Source organism: Bradyrhizobium sp. CAR08, assembly GCF_052871955.1.
On record NZ_JBIXJX010000002.1, the window covers coordinates 263,289 to 277,288 of the forward strand.

Genomic DNA, 14,000 nt, shown 5'->3' on the forward strand with positions numbered 1-14,000 from the left:
GCCGCTGACCGCGCGTCCCATCTCGGGGCCGGAGCGCACTGTCGGCGATGGAGCTTCACGGGGGTTCAATGATCAATTCATCAAGCCGGGCGCAAACCAGCGATCCCGGAGAGTTGCCTAGGATTTCGACCGGCAGTGACGGTCTCGACGATATCCTCTACGGCGGACTCGATCCCAATCGCATGTACCTCTACGAGGGCCGGCCCGGCTCGGGCAAGACCACGATGGCGCTGCAATTCCTTCTCGAGGGCGCCCGTTGCGGTGAACGCGTGCTCTATATCTCCTTGTCGGAGACCAAGCGTGAGCTGACGCTGGTTGCACAGCGGCACGGCTGGTCGCTGGAAGGGGTCGACATCTTCGAACTGGTGCCGCCCGAGACGACGCTCGATCCGGAGCGCGAGCTCACCGTCTTTCACCCCGCCGAAATGGAGCTGAGCGAAACCACGGGCCTGATATTCAAGGAGGTCGAACGGATCAATCCCGCGCGCGTGGTGCTGGACAGCCTGTCCGAGCTCCGCCTCCTTGCGCAGAACCCGCTGCGGTACCGGCGCCAGGTTCTGGCCCTGAAGCACTTTTTCACCAACCGCAACTGCACGGTCATCCTCCTCGACGATCTCTCGTCCTCCCAGGACGATCTGCAACTCCATTCGATCGCGCATGGCGTCGTGATGCTCGAACAGCTCGCCATTGATTATGGGGCAGAGCGCCGGCGGCTTCGCGTGATTAAGATGCGCGGCATTCGATTTCGCGGCGGTTTCCACGATTTCACGATCGAAGCGGGAGGGGTGCGGATATTCCCCCGTCTGGTGGCGGCGGAACATCACACCTCGTTTATCGGTGAATTGACGCCCAGCGGCAATGCACAACTCGACCAGCTCCTGGGAGGAGGGCTCGAGCGCGGCACCAGTGCGCTGCTCTTGGGCGCCGCCGGTGTCGGCAAGTCGTCTCTCGCGCTGACCTATGCGATCGCGGCGGCAGATCGCGGTGAGCATGCGGTGTTCTTTGCCTTCGATGAAGGTCGCGGTACAGTGGAGGCCCGGGCTCGAACGCTGGGCCTGCCGCTTGAAAGCCATCTGCAATCGGGACTCATCCGATTTAAACAGATCGATCCCGCCGAAATGTCCCCCGGCGAATTCGCCGCCAATGTGCGCAACAGCGTCGAAAAGGACAACGCCCGAATTGTTGTCATCGACAGTCTGAACGGCTACCTCAACGCAATGCCGGATGAGCGATTTCTCATCCTCCAGATGCACGAGCTCCTGAGCTATCTCGGGCAGAAAGGCGTGCTGACCGTCCTGATCCTCGCTCAGCACGGGCTGGTCGGTCCGATGGAAACGGCTCTCGATATCAGCTATTTGAGCGATGCCGTGCTCATGCTGCGCTATTTCGAGGTCGGCGGAACGGTGCGGCGCGCCCTCTCGGTCGTGAAGAAGCGCAGCGGCAATCATGAAAATTCCATCCGCGAGTTTCGTCTTGGCAGTGCCGGCATTACGGTCGGTCCTCCGCTGACCGGATTCAGCGGCATCTTTTCCGGGAATCCGCGTTACTCGGGCACGGAGATACCGGAGGGGCTGTCGGAATGAGCGCCGACCGCGATCATTGCGTCCTCGTGTTTGCTCCGATTGGCCGCGATGGACCGGCATCGGTCGAGCTTCTCCGCAGTTCGAATCTCGTGGCAATCAATTGTCGAGGTCTGCCTGAACTGGTCAACGAGATGTCGGCTGGCGTGGGCGCGGTGCTTCTCGCCGAGGAGGGCTTGTTCGGAAAGGATACCCAGCCGCTGGCACATTGGATCGAGCGGCAGCCGCCCTGGTCCGACCTGCCCTTTGTCATTCTTACCAGCCACCGGGAGCAGCCGGCGGTGGTTGCCTGGCGCCGCAGCATCGTCGATACACTCCGCAACGTTTCGCTGCTCGAGCGCCCGGTTCAGCCGATCACGCTGACGAGCGCAATTCAATCCGCAATGCGGGCCCGCCGGCGGCAATATGAGATTCGGACCTTGCTGCAGGCGCGCGAGCGGACGGCCCAGGAGCTCGAGAAGCTCGTGGTCGAGCGCACCCGTGCCCTCGAGGAGGCCAACAAGCATCTGCGGGCCGAAATGGAAGAGCGCGCCCGCGTCGAGGAGACCCTTCGTCAGGCCCAGAAGATCGAGGCCATTGGGCAATTGACCGGCGGAGTAGCTCACGATTTCAATAATCTGCTGATGGTGATCTCCGGTGGATTGGACATGCTCGACCGACAGACCGATCCTGATCGGCGGCGTCGGCTGTTGGAAGGAATGGTTCAGGCGGCGCAGCGTGGTGCGGGCCTGACCAGGCAGCTTCTGGCTTTTTCACGGCGGCAGAAGCTCCGGCCCGAGGCCGTCGACATCCCCGCGCAGATCGGCGGCATGCGCGAATTGCTCGATCGGAGCCTGAGAGGCGACGTTCACGTCGAGTTCGATTTTCCGGAGGGGCTTTGGCCGGTTGAGGTCGATCCGGGAGAGCTCGAACTGGTCATTCTCAATCTGGCGGTCAACGCCCGCGATGCGATGCCGAACGGCGGTACGATCGTTGTCCGTGGCGAGAACCTGGCCGGCCTGAACGAGAACGAGATCGCGGGCGATTACGTTCGCCTATCCGTGGTCGACAGGGGTGTTGGAATGAGCCCCGAGATCCTGGCGCGGGTCTTCGAACCGTTCTTCACGACCAAGGATGTGGGGAAAGGCTCGGGCCTGGGGCTTGCTCAGGTCCACGGATTTGCGACGCAATCACGCGGGATGGTTCGAATAAAATCGATCGTCGACGAGGGCACCAGCATCGAGCTCTATTTGCCGCGATCCAGGAATATCCCTTCGGGTGAACGGCACCTCATCGACCTGAACAGGGCTCGGCCCAAGAAGGCCAATCAGGGCCGAATCCTCCTCGTCGAAGACGACGACGAGGTCGCCGCGCTCGTCAGCGAGATGCTTGCGCAGCTCGGTTACCAGGTCACGCGCGCGGCCAGCGCTGCGGCGGCTCTCGGTGCCCTAGCGGACGGCCGCTCCGTCGATCTGGTGTTTTCCGATATCATGATGCCGGGCGGTATGAACGGTGTCGAACTCGCGCGCGAGATCAGAAGAAGGCGAAGCGACATTCCGGTCCTGCTGACGAGCGGATACGCCGAAGCCGCGGTTCACGACGCCGAGCAGGCTGGGATCCGGATCCTGTCGAAACCCTACCACATCGACGAGCTCGCCGCAGCGCTCGGCGCTGCAAAATCGGACTTTGCGATAGCCACAGGAGCGGGGTTGGCGACGACTCGGGGCTGACCAAGCGCGCAACAATCACTGCCCGGGTTTATGGCTCGAGGGGCACCCTGCGCAATTGCGCGCTCGGGCCGGTCGACGCCCGTCGCTGAGCGGCGCGTGCACATGCGATCGCATTTCGGTTGCGACGACACGCGTTCGTTCTCTGCGAATATCTATCTCCGCCGCTACGTCTGGGCTATGAGGACTGCAGAAATCGGCCCGCTAATGAAGCCACTTTTGGCCGTTCTTTTAGCCGATTTCAGCCAAACTGTTATTGGTTTCTCATTGCCGGGGCAGGGATCTTCAATTTGGAGCCCTGCAATGTTCAAGGCGGTTCTTTCTGCGTGTCTCTTGGTTGCCCTCAGCTCCGTCGCTTCCGAAGCACGGACTTATCGCATTCATCAAGTACCTGAATGCAACGTCACGATGCCCTGCGACTTCTCATATGCGCAACCGCGCCGTGAGCGGACTTCCCGGTCCCCACTGAATCCCAGGTCCTCGCTACAAGCCTATCGCGCGACGCAATTGACAGTGACCGACGCGGGCGGCGCCCCGACGACGAGCATCTCCAGCGCGCATCGTCGGCAGTCGTCCGGCAGGGTGTCCTTCCTCCTTCTGCGGCTGCGGCGCGGCTCTGCGCGTGTTCGGCCGTATCGTGCCGGAATTGAATCTTGCGGCCAATTGGCTGCGCTTCCCGCGGACATCACCCGCACCGGGAATGGTCGCAGCGCGACGTGGACATGTATTCGTCCTCGAGCAGCATTTGGAAGGGGACACCTGGATGGCGTACGACGCCAACTCGGGCGGACACGCGACGCGAATGCATGCGCGTTCATTGCGTGGCTATACGATCGTCAACCCGCGCGGGGGGTCCCTCGCCTGAGCGGCCAGCCGACATAATTGCGACGCATGAACATCCGCAAGGCGTCTGTTGACGGTTACGGCAGGTTCGCCTTGCTGATTTTCGATCTGCGACGGCTGGTCGCGCTTTATTTCAGGTACGTCTTCCGCAATCGAGCGGCACCCCGAACCCGGACGACCCGCCTCGTGTCGGGCGGATCGGTGACGCCGCATTTTACGGCGTCACCGGCACCATCAGATACTAAGCCATCGCCGCTTGCGGCTTCGGCTTCGGTTGTCGCGACAGCGTCAGCACGATCAGCGAGGCGAACACGCAGAGCGCGCCGGCGATGAAGAAGGCGGGCAGGTAGCTCTGATAGACCGTCCGCGAGAGACCGGCGCCGAAGGCAGCGGTGCCCGCGCCGAGCTGGTGGCCTGCAAAGATCCAGCCGAACACCAGATTGGCGCGCTCAGGTCCGAATTTCTGCGCGGTCAGGCGCACCGTGGGCGGCACAGTTGCAATCCAGTCGAGCCCGTAGAACATCGCGAAGATCGAGAGCCCATAGAACGAGAAATCGCTGAAGGGGAGGAAGATCAGCGAGAGCCCGCGCAGGCCGTAATACCAGAACAGCAAATAGCGGTTGTCGTAGCGGTCCGAAAGCCATCCCGACATGATGGTGCCGAAGAAGTCGAAGATGCCCATTGCAGCCAGCAAGCCCGCGGCCTGCACCTGCGGGATGCCGAAATCGAGGCACATCGGAATCAGATGCACCTGCACGAGGCCGTTTGTGGATGCGCCGCAGACGAAGAACGTCGCAAACAGGACCCAGAACGCGCCGCTCTTCGAGGCCTCGCGCAGCGTGCCGAGTGCGACGCCGGTGATCGAGCCACGGCTGACGGGCGGCGCTGGCAGGGGTGTGGTGCCTTCGTCGCCGAACGGGCGCAGGCCCAAATCGCTCGCACGGTCGCGCATCGCGAGCAGGACCGCGAGGGCGGAAACACCAAGTGCGATGCAGACGAAGCCGAGCGCAAGCCGCCAGCCGAAGCGTTCGGTGAGGCTTGCCAGCAGCGGCAGGAACACGAGCTGACCGGTGGCGACGCTCGCGGTCATGATGCCGACGACGAGGCCGCGCCGCGCCGCGAACCAGCGCGTCGCGATGGTAGCGCCCAGCACCAGCGCGGTCATGCCGGTGCCGATCCCGATCACGACGCCCCACAGCGCGACGAGCTGCCAGACCTCCGTCATGCCGAGCGAGAGCACCAGCGCCGAGACCACGATGAGCTGCGCGGTCAGCGTGACATTTCGCAGGCCGTAGCGGTTGAGCAGGGCCGCCGCGAACGGCGCCATCAGCCCGAACAGGATGAAGCGAATCGACAACGCCGACGAGATCTCCGCCGTGCTCCAGCCGAATTCCTTCTGAAGCGGAACAATGAAAACGCCGGGCGCGCCGACCGTGCCGGCGCTGATCAGCGCGGTGAGGAAGGTCACGCCGACCATCACCCAGCCGTAGTGGATATTGCGGCGGCCGAGTGTTGCCGCGAGCCAGTTCGAGATCATTGGGCCTCAATCTTGATGGGCAGGCGAGAGCCTGCGCAAGTTTTCAGAATGGCACGGGACGCGTCTGTCGGAAATGACGGAGTTCCCTCATTTCCGGACGTTCTCGTCAGTGCGTCAGGCGCTCTACCGCGATCGCAGTAGCTTCGCCGCCGCCGATGCAGAGCGCGGCGACGCCACGCTTGAGGTTTCGCGCCTCGAGCGCATGCAGCAGCGTCACGATCAGCCGTGCGCCGGTGGCGCCGATGGGATGGCCGAGCGCGCAGGCGCCGCCGTTGATGTTGAGCTTGTCGCGGGGAATGCCGAGATCGCGCTGGGCCGCCATCGCCACCACGGCGAAGGCTTCGTTGATCTCGAACAGATCGACATCGCCGGCATTCCAGCCGACTTTGTCCAAGAGCTTGCGGATCGCCGGGATCGGGGCCGTAGTGAACCATTGCGGCTCCTGGCTGTGGGTGGTGTGGCCTTTGATCACGGCGAGAGCCGGCAGGCCGCTGCGATCGGCGAGCGAGCGCTTCGTCAGAACCAGCGCAGCGGCGCCGTCGGCGTTGGCGGAGGAGGCCGCCGGCGTGATGGTGCCGTTGGCGCGGAACGCCGGCTTCAGCCCGGGGATCTTTGCGGGATCGACCTTGAGCGGATGTTCGTCATTGGCGACGATGCGGGGGCCGGCCTTCTCACTCAGCGTGATCGGCGCGATCTCGGCCTTGAACGCACCGCCCTCGACCGCCTTGCGTGCGCGGCTGAGCGTTTCCATCGCAAAGGCGTCCTGGTCCTTGCGGGTGAACTGATAGGCTTCTGCGGTGGCCTCGCCGAAATCGCCCATGGAGCGGCCGGTCTCGTAGGCGTCTTCGAGGCCGTCCATCATCATATGGTCGATGATGCGATCATGGCCGGCGCGATAGCCGCCACGCGCCTTGGCGAGCAGATACGGCGCGTTGCTCATGCTTTCCATGCCGCCGGAGACGACGATCTCGGCCGAGCCGGCGCAAATGATGTCGTGCGCCAGCATGGTCGCTTTCATGCCGGAGCCGCAGACCTTGTTGACAGTAGTCGCGCCGGTGGCATCGGGTAGGCCGGCGGCCCGCGCCGCCTGGCGCGCGGGGGCCTGGCCCTGGCCGGCGGGAAGGACGCAGCCCATGAAAACCTCGTCGATTTTCTCCGGCGCAAGCTTGGCACGCTCCAGTGCCACGCCGATCACGTGCGATCCGAGCTTGTGCGCGGCCAGCGGCGAAAGCTCGCCCATGAAGCGGCCGAGCGGTGTCCGGACGGCGGAGACGATGACGACGGGATCGGCGGCTTCGGCCATGGGTGAGACTCCGTGAGATGCCAACTATGTAAGATTACGGTCATCATATGATGCGGCGCAAAAAATGCAACTGCGCGGGGCATGAGAAATTGTCGTAGGTCGGATGAGATTTGCTCGTTCGATCGGACGAGGTGGAGAGCGCCTACCGCTTCCGATTCACAAACGCGCCCATCAGCCGCGTCGGCTCGTCCGTCAGGAACGACTCGCCGAAGACTTTGACGCTCAAATTTACCGACTCGGTCAGCGGCAGCTCCTCCCATTGCCGCAGCAATGCCTTCTGCGACCGCAGCGCCTCGGGGCCGCATTCGAGCAGGGCCTTCACGAGGTGCTCGACCTCGGCATCGAGCCCACCCTCCGGCGCGACCTTGTCGACCAACCCCCAGGCCAGCGCCGTCGGCGCGTCGATGTTCTCAGCGGTCATCACCAGCCAGCGCGCGCGGGCCCACCCGATCAGGCGCGGCAGCAGCGCGGCATGGATCACCGAGGGAATGCCGACCCGCACCTCCGGCATGCCGAAATGCGCATCACGGGCGGCGATCCGGAAATCGCAGGCCGCGGCGACTTCGAGCCCTCCGCCGAGGCACCAGCCGGGCATGCGCGCGATCATAGGGGCCGGGAAGGCGCGCACGGCCTCGCAGAGGTCGCGCAGGCGGCTGATGAAGGCCTCGGCGGACTTCTGGTCGAGCTTGGCCATCTCCTTGATGTCGGCGCCGCCGATCATGCTCTTCTCGCTCTGGCCGCGCAGCACCACGACCCGGATGCTGCGGTCGGACGAGAGCTGCTGCAGGCCTTCGCGCACCGCATCGGTGACGGGCGAGCTCAAAATGTTCAGCGAGCCGGCATTGCAGATCGCGACATGAACGACGCCGCGCGCATCGCGCGTCACGCCGCAGTGGTTGTTGAGCATTTCCATGAGAGGATCTCTGAGCTTCGTAGACGTGCGAATACGCCGGTCAGGTCACACTTCCGGGCCGAAACGCATTGCTTGTCAAGCCGGCGGGGAGGGAGTTGCCAGCGCTAAGTCCGCAGCATAGTATGATGAAAATCATACAAAAGAGGCCGCGATGACCGACATCGATCAACTCGACCTGTTTTCGCCTGCGGGCCGGCGCGAGCGGGTGGTTGAATGGCAGGTGCCTGCGCCGGTTGCGAAAGTGGCGATGGGCCTGTCAGGCATGGATGCGATGCTGGGCATCCGCGACGGAAGGCTGCCGCCGCCACCCTTTGCCAAGCTGATCGGCTTCATCATGGCCGTGGTCGAGCCGGGCCGGATCGTCATGGAACTCGAGCCGCGCGAGGATCTCGAAAACACCATAGGCCTCCTGCACGGGGCCACAGCCGCCGCGCTGCTCGACACCGCCATGGGGTGTGCGATCTCGACCCGGCTGGAGCCCGGGCAGGGCTCCGTCACCCTCGATCTGAAAATGACCTTCCTGCGTCCGCTCTCGGTCCGGTCCGGGTTGATCTCCGCCGAAGGCAAGGTGATCAAGCTGGGACGCCAGACCAGCTACGCCGAGGGATTTGTCCGCGACGGTAAGGGGGCGCTTGCGGTGCACGCAACGGCGACCTTTTCCATGATCGGCAACAATTTTACCGGGAATTAATGCGCCGTCCGGCCGATATCCGTGTTATTAGATGACCCCCGACATCCAATGAGATCCGCATGCGCTATTCCCGGGAACACAAGCAGGAAACCCACGACCGCATCGTGAAGAAGGCTTCCGTGCGGCTGCGCGAAAAGGGCGCCCACGGCATCGGTGTCGCCGACCTCATGAAGGAAGCGGGCCTGACCCATGGCGGCTTCTACGCCCATTTCGATTCCCGCGAGGCGCTGGTGATCGAGGCGTTTGGCTACGCTATGGATCGCTCGATGGAGCACTGGCGCAAGCAATCCGATCAGGTCACGCCGGAGAAGCAGCTCAGTCAGATCGTTGAGACCTATCTCTCCGCGGTGCATCGCGACAACCCCGGTCACGGCTGCTCGATCCCCGCGCTCGGCGCCGAGATCGCCCGAGAAAGCCCGAAGACGCGAAAGGCCTTTGCCGGCAAGCTCGACGAGATGATCGAGATGATCACGGACTTCATCCCGAATCTGCCGCGCAAGGCCGCGCGCAAGCAGGCGATCGCGACGCTGGCGACCATGGCCGGCACCATGTTGCTCGCGCGCATTGCCGGCTCGAGCGAGCTGTCGGATGAGGTGCTGAAGACGGGCAAGGACAGCGCGCTGGACGGCGCGCGGCGTGAGCCGAAGGCTGCGGCGGCGAAAAAGGCGAAGCAGAGCTAGGCTTCAGAGCCCCGCAAACAACGCCCGCTCGCGCTCCACAATCTCGGAAATATAATCCGCCACCGCGCGGATGCGTGCGAGGTCCTTGCTGTCGGCGTGCATCAGCATCCAGAAGGTGCGGGTGATCGAGACCTCTTCCGCCAGCACCGCAATCAGCTGCGGATAGTCGGCCGCCATGAAGTGCGGCAGCACCGCAATACCGAAGCCGGCGAGCGTGGCGTTGAGTTGTGCGATCAGATTGGCGCTGCGCAAGCGCGCGGAGATCTTCGGCGAGACCTGCGGCAGATAGTCGAGCTCGGGCGTGAACAAGAGCTCCTCGATATAGCCGACGAATCGATGCTGCGGCAGGACCTCGCGCGAGGTGATTTTCGGGAAGCGGTCGAGATAGGCGGGCGCGGCATAGAGTCCGAGCCGGTAGTCGAGCAGCTTGCGGCCGACGATGCGGCCTTCCTTCGGCATGGTCAGGCTGATGGCGATATCGGCCTCGCGCTTGGAGAGGCTGAACAGCCGCGCGGTGGCCACCAGTTGCAGGTCGAGATCGGGATACCGGTCCGCGAACGGCGCCAGTCGCGGCGCCAGGAAGGCGGTGCCAAAACCGTCCGGCGCGCCGATCCGCACCGTGCCGGTCAGCCGCGCCACGGAGCCACCGACCTGCTCCTGGTTGGCGACGATGGTCGATTCCATCGCTTCCGCGCTGTCGGCGACGCGCTGGCCGGCCTCTGTCAGCAGGTAGCCGGTCTTGCGCCGGTCAAACAGCTTGGCCGAGAGGTGCTTCTCCAGCCGGTCGACGCGGCGGATCACGGTGGCATGGTCGACGCCGAGCTGTTTTGCCGCAGCCGAAACCGAGCCGCCCCGCACGATGGCCAGCACGAACCGGAAGTCGTCCCAGTCGATAGCGCCTTGATCCAGCATTTTCGCACATCTATGGTGCATTATCTCAGACTTGAATCCTATAAAATGCAGGTCGATAGGATTTGTCAAAGCGTTCAAGCTCGCCTCAAGGAGACCATTCCATGCGTTCAGTCGGACATTTCATTGGTGGCAAGGAGGTCAAGGGCACCTCGGGCCGCACCGCCGACGTTTTCGAGCCGATGACCGGTGACGTTCAGGCCAAGGTGGCGCTGGCGTCCAAGGCCGAGGTTCGCGCCGCCGTGGAAAACGCCCGCGCCGCGCAGCCGGAATGGGCCGCGACCAACCCGCAGCGCCGCGCTCGCGTCATGATGAAGTTCGTCGAGCTGGTGCAGCGCGACTACGACAAGCTGGCCGAACTGCTTGCCCGCGAGCATGGCAAGACCGTTCCTGACGCCAAGGGTGACATCCAGCGCGGCCTCGAGGTCGCGGAGTTCGCCTGCGGCATTCCGCATCTGATGAAGGGCGAGTACACCGAAGGCGCCGGCCCCGGCATCGACATCTATTCGATGCGCCAGGCGCTCGGCGTCGTCGCCGGCATCACGCCGTTCAATTTCCCGGCGATGATTCCGATGTGGAAGTTCGCTCCTGCGATTGCCTGCGGCAACGCCTTCATCCTGAAGCCGTCGGAGCGCGATCCCGGCGTGCCGATGATGCTTGCCGAACTGATGATCGAGGCGGGCCTGCCGTCCGGCATCCTCAATGTCGTCAACGGCGACAAGGAAGCGGTCGACGCCATCCTCGACGATCCCGACATCAAGGCCGTCGGCTTCGTCGGCTCCACCCCGATCGCGCAATACATCTACGAGCGCGCCGCCCAGACCGGCAAGCGCTGCCAATGTTTTGGCGGCGCCAAGAACCACGCCATCATCATGCCGGATGCCGACATGGACCAGGCAGTCGACGCACTGATCGGCGCCGGCTACGGTTCGGCCGGCGAACGCTGCATGGCCGTGTCAGTCGCGGTTCCGGTCGGCAAGGCCACTGCCGACCGCCTGATGGAAAAGCTGGTCCCGCGCGTCGAGAGTCTCAAGATCGGCACCTCGATCGATCCCTCCGCCGATTACGGTCCGCTGGTGACGCGCGAGGCGGTCGAGAAGGTCAAGGGCTATATCGACATCGGCATCAAGGAAGGCGCGACGCTCGCCGTCGACGGCCGCGGCTTCAAGATGCAGGGCTACGAGAACGGCTTCTATCTCGGCGGTTCGCTGTTCGACAACGTCACCAAGGACATGCGGATCTACAAGGAAGAGATTTTTGGCCCCGTGCTCTCGGTCGTGCGCGCGCACGATTACAAGGAAGCGCTGGCGCTGCCGTCGGAGCATGATTACGGCAACGGCGTTGCGATCTTCACCCGCGACGGCGACGCCGCGCGCGACTTCGCGGCCAAGGTCAACGTCGGCATGGTCGGGATCAACGTGCCGATCCCGGTGCCGATTGCGTATTACACCTTCGGCGGCTGGAAGAAGTCGGGCTTCGGCGATCTCAACCAGCACGGCCCGGATTCGGTCCGCTTCTACACCAAGACCAAGACGGTGACCTCGCGCTGGCCGTCCGGCGTCAAGGAAGGCGCGGAGTTCTCGATCCCGCTGATGAAGTAACCGTCGTTGGAGCGAAGCTAACAGATGCAGTTCGCTCTGAACGAGGATCAGATCGCGGTTCGCGACATGGCGTTGGCGTTTGCGGCGGAAAAGATCGCGCCGCACGCGCTGCGCTGGGACGAGGAGAAGCATTTTCCCGTCGAGGTGATGCGCGAGGCCGCCACGCTCGGCATGGGCGGCATCTACATCCGCGAGGATGTGGGTGGCTCCGCCATGACACGGTTCGACGCGGCGCTGATCTTCGAAGCGCTGGCGACGGGCTGTCCGACCACCTCGGCCTTCATCTCCATCCACAATATGGCGTCGTGGATGATCGATGCCTACGGCAGCGACACCCAGCGCCACAAATGGCTGCCCAAGCTCTGCACCATGGAGCTGATCGCGAGCTACTGCCTGACCGAGCCCGGCGCCGGCTCGGACGCGGCAGCGCTCCGCACCCGTGCCGTGCGCGACGGCGATCATTACGTTCTCAACGGCCAGAAGCAGTTCATCTCCGGCGCCGGCGGGACCGATCTCCTGGTCGCGATGGTGCGCACCGGCGGCGATGGCCCCGGCGGCATCTCGACGCTGGTCATCGACGGCAACACGCCGGGCGTCTCGTTCGGCGCCAACGAGCGCAAGATGGGCTGGAACGCGCAGCCGACCCGCGCCGTGATCTTCGAGAACGCCCGCGTGCCGGTCGCCAACCGGCTGAGCGAGGAGGGCGTCGGTTTCAAGATCGCGATGGCAGGCCTCGACGGCGGGCGTCTCAACATCACAGCGTGCTCACTAGGCGGCGCGCAGACCGCGCTCGACAAGGCGCGTTCCTACATGAAAGAGCGCAAGGCTTTTGGAAAACGCCTCGACGAATTCCAGGCATTGCAGTTCCGTCTCGCCGACATGGCGATCGAGCTCGAGGCCGCGCGTACGTTCCTGTGGCGCGCAGCGGCGGCGCTAGACCGCAAGGATCCCGACGCCACGATGCTCTGCGCGATGGCCAAACGCTTTGGCACCGATGCCGGCTTCGAGGTCGCCAACCAGGCGCTTCAGCTGCACGGCGGCTACGGCTATCTCAGCGAATACGGCATCGAGAAGATCGTGCGCGATTTGCGCGTGCACCAGATTCTCGAAGGCACCAACGAAATCATGCGGCTGATCGTGGCGCGCAAATTGATCGAGGGCGCCCGATGAGTGGAGCGGAGGAAGGCGATCTGGTCGCATGGGTCGAAGGCTCGGCCGGATTTATCAGGCTCAACCGCCCCAAGGCGATCAATGCCGTGACGCTGGAGATGTTTCGCGACATCGACAAGGCGCTCGACCGTTTTGAGGCCGATCCCGCCGTTGCCGTGATCGTGCTGGAAGGTGCCGGCGAGCGTGGCTTGTGTGCCGGCGGCGACATCCGTGCGCTCTGGGAAAGTTCGAAGGTCAATGGTGACCTCGGCAAGATCCTGTGGCGGGAAGAGTACATCCTCAACGCCCGGATCAAGAAATTCCCGAAACCTTATGTCGCCTTCATGGACGGCATTGTGATGGGCGGCGGCGTCGGACTCTCGGCGCATGCGAGCCATCGAATCGTGACTGACCGTACGAGGCTTGCGATGCCCGAGGTCGGGCTCGGTTTCTTTCCCGACGTCGGCGGCACTTGGCTGTTGTCACGCTCGCCGGGCGAGATCGGCACTTATTTCGGCCTGACCGGCCAGACCATGAACGGCCCCGATGCGATCCATGCCAGGTTTGCCGACGCGGTGGTATCGGCGGCCAAATGGCCCGAGTTGCGCGACGCGCTGACCAAAGTTCGCCAGGGCGTCACCGCGGCCGATGTCAGCAAGCTCATCAACGGTTTTGCGACCGGGGAGATCGCGGGGCCGGTCGCCGCAAAGGAGCCGGCGATCGACGCACTGTTCGGCTTCGACCGCATGCAAGACATTTTTGCCGCGCTCAAGCGCGACGGTTCCGAGTTCGCGCTGGCGACGTTGAAGGCGCTCAACGAAAAATCGCCGCGCGGCATGGTGGTGACGCTCAAGCTGCTGCGGCTCGCGCGCACCGCGTCGAGCCTGGAAGAATGCCTGGTGCGCGAATATCGGGCTGCGCTGGAAGTCTTCCGCAGCGACGACTTTCGCGAAGGCGTGCGCGCCGCCGTGATCGACAAGGACCGCAATCCGACCTGGTCGCCGTCGCGAATCGAGGACGTCACGCCGGACATGCTTGCGCACTATCTCGCCGAGATCGGCGCCGACGAATTGAAGTTCAACTAACAA

The 14,000-nt window shown here is 63.9% G+C and carries 11 protein-coding genes; 7 read left to right on the forward strand and 4 right to left on the reverse strand.

The annotated features are described in order from the left end of the window. The first annotated feature begins 68 nt into the window (after window positions 1-68). Both ACIPUD_RS04925 and ACIPUD_RS04930 read left to right on the forward strand, forming a co-directional pair. A complete protein-coding gene (locus ACIPUD_RS04925; RefSeq protein WP_085352814.1) occupies window positions 69-1,583 on the forward strand; it encodes an ATPase domain-containing protein in 1,515 nt (504 codons plus the stop codon). Beyond that, the gene (locus ACIPUD_RS04930; protein WP_085352815.1) at window positions 1,580-3,289 is read left to right on the forward strand and encodes a response regulator; all 1,710 of its coding nucleotides are present in this window, start codon (window positions 1,580-1,582) and stop codon (window positions 3,287-3,289) included. Before ACIPUD_RS04925 ends, ACIPUD_RS04930 begins: the two co-directional genes overlap by 4 nt. 1,081 nt (window positions 3,290-4,370) lie before the next feature. Here the strand turns inward: ACIPUD_RS04930 and ACIPUD_RS04935 are convergent. The 3 genes from ACIPUD_RS04935 to ACIPUD_RS04945 form a co-directional block, all read right to left on the reverse strand. Further along, complete coding sequence (locus ACIPUD_RS04935) at window positions 4,371-5,666, reverse strand: MFS transporter (protein ID WP_446480208.1); 1,296 nt, start codon at window positions 5,664-5,666, stop codon at window positions 4,371-4,373. Between the two features lie 106 nt (window positions 5,667-5,772). Continuing rightward, window positions 5,773-6,969, reverse strand: a complete 1,197-nt coding sequence (locus tag ACIPUD_RS04940; protein ID WP_247338094.1) for an acetyl-CoA C-acyltransferase — start codon at window positions 6,967-6,969, stop codon at window positions 5,773-5,775. A 142-nt stretch (window positions 6,970-7,111) separates the two neighbouring features. Continuing rightward, window positions 7,112-7,882 (reverse strand): enoyl-CoA hydratase, encoded by a 771-nt coding sequence (locus ACIPUD_RS04945; protein WP_018459221.1) that lies wholly within the window; start codon window positions 7,880-7,882, stop codon window positions 7,112-7,114. Between the two features lie 151 nt (window positions 7,883-8,033). Between ACIPUD_RS04945 and ACIPUD_RS04950 the strand changes: the two genes are divergently transcribed. Continuing rightward, on the forward strand, window positions 8,034-8,573 hold the full coding sequence (locus ACIPUD_RS04950) for a PaaI family thioesterase (protein ID WP_018459220.1): 540 nt from the start codon (window positions 8,034-8,036) through the stop codon (window positions 8,571-8,573). Between the two features lie 59 nt (window positions 8,574-8,632). Continuing rightward, the gene (locus ACIPUD_RS04955; RefSeq protein WP_018459219.1) at window positions 8,633-9,253 is read left to right on the forward strand and encodes a TetR/AcrR family transcriptional regulator; all 621 of its coding nucleotides are present in this window, start codon (window positions 8,633-8,635) and stop codon (window positions 9,251-9,253) included. Between the two features lie 3 nt (window positions 9,254-9,256). Here ACIPUD_RS04955 and ACIPUD_RS04960 read toward each other — a convergent pair whose 3' ends face one another. Next, on the reverse strand, window positions 9,257-10,165 hold the full coding sequence (locus ACIPUD_RS04960) for a LysR family transcriptional regulator (protein ID WP_018459218.1): 909 nt from the start codon (window positions 10,163-10,165) through the stop codon (window positions 9,257-9,259). A gap of 101 nt (window positions 10,166-10,266) precedes the next feature. Between ACIPUD_RS04960 and ACIPUD_RS04965 the strand changes: the two genes are divergently transcribed. The 3 genes from ACIPUD_RS04965 to ACIPUD_RS04975 are packed head-to-tail and all read left to right on the forward strand — an operon-like array spanning window position 10,267 to window position 13,997. Continuing rightward, window positions 10,267-11,763 carry a CoA-acylating methylmalonate-semialdehyde dehydrogenase gene (locus tag ACIPUD_RS04965; RefSeq protein ID WP_018459217.1) on the forward strand — a complete coding sequence of 499 codons (1,497 nt, stop codon included), beginning with the start codon at window positions 10,267-10,269 and terminating at the stop codon, window positions 11,761-11,763. Window positions 11,764-11,787: 24 nt separating this feature from the next. Then, a complete protein-coding gene (locus tag ACIPUD_RS04970; protein ID WP_018459216.1) occupies window positions 11,788-12,933 on the forward strand; it encodes an isobutyryl-CoA dehydrogenase in 1,146 nt (381 codons plus the stop codon). Further along, complete coding sequence (locus tag ACIPUD_RS04975; RefSeq protein ID WP_018459215.1) at window positions 12,930-13,997, forward strand: enoyl-CoA hydratase/isomerase family protein; 1,068 nt, start codon at window positions 12,930-12,932, stop codon at window positions 13,995-13,997. Before ACIPUD_RS04970 ends, ACIPUD_RS04975 begins: the two co-directional genes overlap by 4 nt. Window positions 13,998-14,000 lie beyond the last annotated feature (3 nt).

Coding starts and splice junctions, on each gene's coding strand:
- ACIPUD_RS04925 (WP_085352814.1), top strand. CDS start 69: ATGATCAATTCATCAAGCCGGGCGCAAACCAGCGATCCCGGAGAGTTG.
- ACIPUD_RS04930 (WP_085352815.1), top strand. CDS start 1,580: ATGAGCGCCGACCGCGATCATTGCGTCCTCGTGTTTGCTCCGATTGGC.
- ACIPUD_RS04935 (WP_446480208.1), bottom strand. CDS start 5,666: ATGATCTCGAACTGGCTCGCGGCAACACTCGGCCGCCGCAATATCCAC.
- ACIPUD_RS04940 (WP_247338094.1), bottom strand. CDS start 6,969: ATGGCCGAAGCCGCCGATCCCGTCGTCATCGTCTCCGCCGTCCGGACA.
- ACIPUD_RS04945 (WP_018459221.1), bottom strand. CDS start 7,882: ATGGAAATGCTCAACAACCACTGCGGCGTGACGCGCGATGCGCGCGGC.
- ACIPUD_RS04950 (WP_018459220.1), top strand. CDS start 8,034: ATGACCGACATCGATCAACTCGACCTGTTTTCGCCTGCGGGCCGGCGC.
- ACIPUD_RS04955 (WP_018459219.1), top strand. CDS start 8,633: ATGCGCTATTCCCGGGAACACAAGCAGGAAACCCACGACCGCATCGTG.
- ACIPUD_RS04960 (WP_018459218.1), bottom strand. CDS start 10,165: ATGCTGGATCAAGGCGCTATCGACTGGGACGACTTCCGGTTCGTGCTG.
- ACIPUD_RS04965 (WP_018459217.1), top strand. CDS start 10,267: ATGCGTTCAGTCGGACATTTCATTGGTGGCAAGGAGGTCAAGGGCACC.
- ACIPUD_RS04970 (WP_018459216.1), top strand. CDS start 11,788: ATGCAGTTCGCTCTGAACGAGGATCAGATCGCGGTTCGCGACATGGCG.
- ACIPUD_RS04975 (WP_018459215.1), top strand. CDS start 12,930: ATGAGTGGAGCGGAGGAAGGCGATCTGGTCGCATGGGTCGAAGGCTCG.